The organism is Mesotoga infera (genome assembly GCA_011045915.1).
Classification (GTDB): Bacteria; Thermotogota; Thermotogae; order Petrotogales; family Kosmotogaceae; genus Mesotoga; species Mesotoga infera_D.
This window is the reverse complement of the sequence record DSBT01000401.1, coordinates 1-2,680: the sequence shown is the minus strand read 5'-3', so window position 1 is coordinate 2,680 and position 2,680 is coordinate 1. Positions and strand designations below refer to the sequence as shown.

The following is a 2,680-nucleotide window of genomic DNA, read 5'->3' as shown; positions in this document are numbered from 1 at the left end:
TGCACACTGGACAATGGGGATATTCTATATGGCTGGATAATGGGAGCCGGATGAATCGAGAGGTTCAAGTCCGGTTCTGAGAGAGCCTGGGGGTGAAATCCCCCTGGGCTACTCACCGGTTGGGGGTAGGAAAGAGCGGAATAAGACGCAAGGCTGCCTTCGGCAGGAAGTGGGCGCAGCAAACGTCTCGACAATCCTCTCTCTCGTTTGACCGGTTGATCATACGTTATTGGTGGGGAGTTGGCTCAGAAGAGCTTTGCTTCATATCTTGCTTTCTTGTATGAGCTTGAGTGTCTCTCTTGTAGTCGCGACTCTTATCAATGCTCTTACTCGCTCTCCAAAGAAGTCTTTGTCTCCTGTAACAAACACATCTGGTCTAGCCTTAATAGCGGAAGCAAGAATCGGAGCATCGTACTCGTCTCTGATTATCTCAATACATTGCTCCACTTCGCTTCTGTCTGGAAAGGGCAGTATTTCTGCATCAATAGACTGGAGAATACCCTCGTAATCTTCGATCATACCTGGGAACTTCCTTCTCAATACTCTCTCAACCTCTGAAACACTGAACTTTGCCAGCAGAAACACATGATTGGAATGCACAATGGTATGCAAGAGGAGTCTTTCCATTCTGTCGAGAACAATGCCTGAGAGGAATGTGTTCGAGTCAATCATCACTCTCATGGTAAATCTCTGTGAAGAGCTTCTTTCTGACCTTTTCCAGCTCGTTTTCCAATTCTTCCTTAGTATAGCCTCTGGCCTCCGCCTCTTTCTGAAACTCCTTGACTATCATGTCGAAAGGCGACACCAGCTGATAGATTATCTTATCTCCTTCTACAGAGACCTTGAACCTGCTGTCGGGAGTGATCTTCAGTTTATCTCTCGCTTCCTTTGGTATTGTTATTTGTCCTCTCTCCGTTGGCCTAAGCAATTTGGTCGACACGCCATCACCTCCAACAAGTAATATGATATCATGAATTCATATTTCCTATGTACGATCAGTTTTCTTCATAACGATGCAGTTAAACGAGATATATTATGAAGTCAACACAACTTTCATCCCAAAGCAGGTCGGTTTCATCAGAGCGGTTGTTGTAGCTGGGAGGCAACCACAGAAGAAGGGAAGGGAACAACACGCGGGGTTCGGGTCTGGAGTCTGGGGTTTGGCGAAAAGAGTCGATTTGTTCTGCAGTCATCCCGGGACTGATCCGGGATCCAGGGTCTTAGGCCTTCAGCTGAACGCGGCAGCATTTATAACTCTACTCTCTCTTATAGGAGGACGGCAGATCGCCGACGGCCAACGATCAATTCTCGCACTCTCGAAGCGAAGCTCTCGACAATGCTCTTTCTCGGTCGATCTTTTCGAAGGACGGTTCCATGATCCGGGATGAAGGACCAAGGGCGTCTCCTCACAGCTCATAGCGTCACCTAGCAAGCGCCCAGCGATTCTTATGGAGCCTGTCAGTCCCTATCTTCGTGCTGCCTGCAGGGACGCTTTCAAGAGCAAATCCCGTGCAGTCACCCTGAACAGGAGACCCCAAACAAAAGCATTTTGGGGCAGGCCTTCAGGGCAGGCTCAACATGATGATGACAGTTTTTTCTTGCTTTCCGTCATTCTGACATGCTTTTGGTCAGAATCTCGATCTTTGAAACAGTTGCAAGTGACAAGTTGCGAGTTGCGGTGTGCCAGAGCAAAAGCCAATAAAATCTATAAGTCTCTTGAAATGCTCTTCTCGGTGGACGGCGGACCGTTGACGGACAACGTTGTCTTCGTCAGCTATCAGCGGTTCTTTCCCCGGCCTATCGCATAGACAGCTGCACCGATGATTCCTGCGTCATTTCCCGAAAGCGACAGAACTACGTCATCAGGCGTGTACAGGGATGATCGAGAGAGCGGTGCGAGTTCTTCTCTCAGGGTCTCCAGGAAGCGAGTACCGAGCTCACATACTCCGCCCCCCACAACAACTACATCTGGATCGAAACTGAGGAAAACCGAATCAATCATTATCGCGAGATCGTCTGCCACGGTATTGACGGCCTTTTCAACCACCGGATTTCCATTCAGATACTGTTCAATGAGTGTTGCTCTTGTCATCTCGTGGCCTGCAGCGGCAGCCGCAAGGCTGTGAATGAGCCGCATGGAGATATACTCCTCGGCACATCCGGTCTTGCCGCAGTTACAAGGCTTTCCGCCGGGATGTAGAGTAACGTGTCCGAATTCCCCTGCTTCTCCCCTTTTTCCAGGCAGCGGCTCGCCGTTAATGATTACTCCACCGCCAAGACCGGTTCCCACCGTCAACATGACAAGTGTTTCTGTGTGAGGATAGTTGCAGAACCATTCACCGAGAGCAGCGGCGTTTGCATCGTTCAGAACGGCGGTGTGGACGCCCGTCTTCTCCTCAATCAAACTCTTAAGCGGCATCCCCGTCCAGTTCGCGAGGTTTGCCGTTGCAAGGCTGACGCATCCGGTTATCGGGTCGACCCTGCCGGCCGTTCCTATGCCGATTGCATCGAGTTCATTAGAGGTCAGTTCTTCCTGAACTATCTCCATGAGCTGTTCTTTGAGGTCAAGAGATGTCGCATAGAGCCTTTTTCCCGACAGAGCGCCACTTGAATCGACTACCCCTGTCTTGATCATCGTACCGCCTATGTCTATACCTAATGCAAACATTCAAACACCCCG

At 49.9% G+C, this 2,680-nt stretch carries 3 protein-coding genes; all 3 read right to left on the bottom strand.

Translation table 11 applies throughout. The features are described 5' to 3' along the window. Window positions 1-261: 261 nt before the first annotated feature. Window positions 262-681 carry a putative toxin-antitoxin system toxin component, PIN family gene (locus ENN47_12995; GenBank protein ID HDP79063.1) on the bottom strand — a complete coding sequence of 140 codons (420 nt, stop codon included), beginning with the start codon at window positions 679-681 and terminating at the stop codon, window positions 262-264. Beyond that, complete coding sequence (locus ENN47_12990) at window positions 665-940, bottom strand: AbrB/MazE/SpoVT family DNA-binding domain-containing protein (GenBank protein ID HDP79062.1); 276 nt, start codon at window positions 938-940, stop codon at window positions 665-667. Before ENN47_12990 ends, ENN47_12995 begins: the two co-directional genes overlap by 17 nt. A gap of 837 nt (window positions 941-1,777) precedes the next feature. After that, the gene (locus ENN47_12985; GenBank protein HDP79061.1) at window positions 1,778-2,668 is read right to left on the bottom strand and encodes an ROK family protein; all 891 of its coding nucleotides are present in this window, start codon (window positions 2,666-2,668) and stop codon (window positions 1,778-1,780) included. Between the last annotated feature and the right edge of the window lie 12 nt (window positions 2,669-2,680).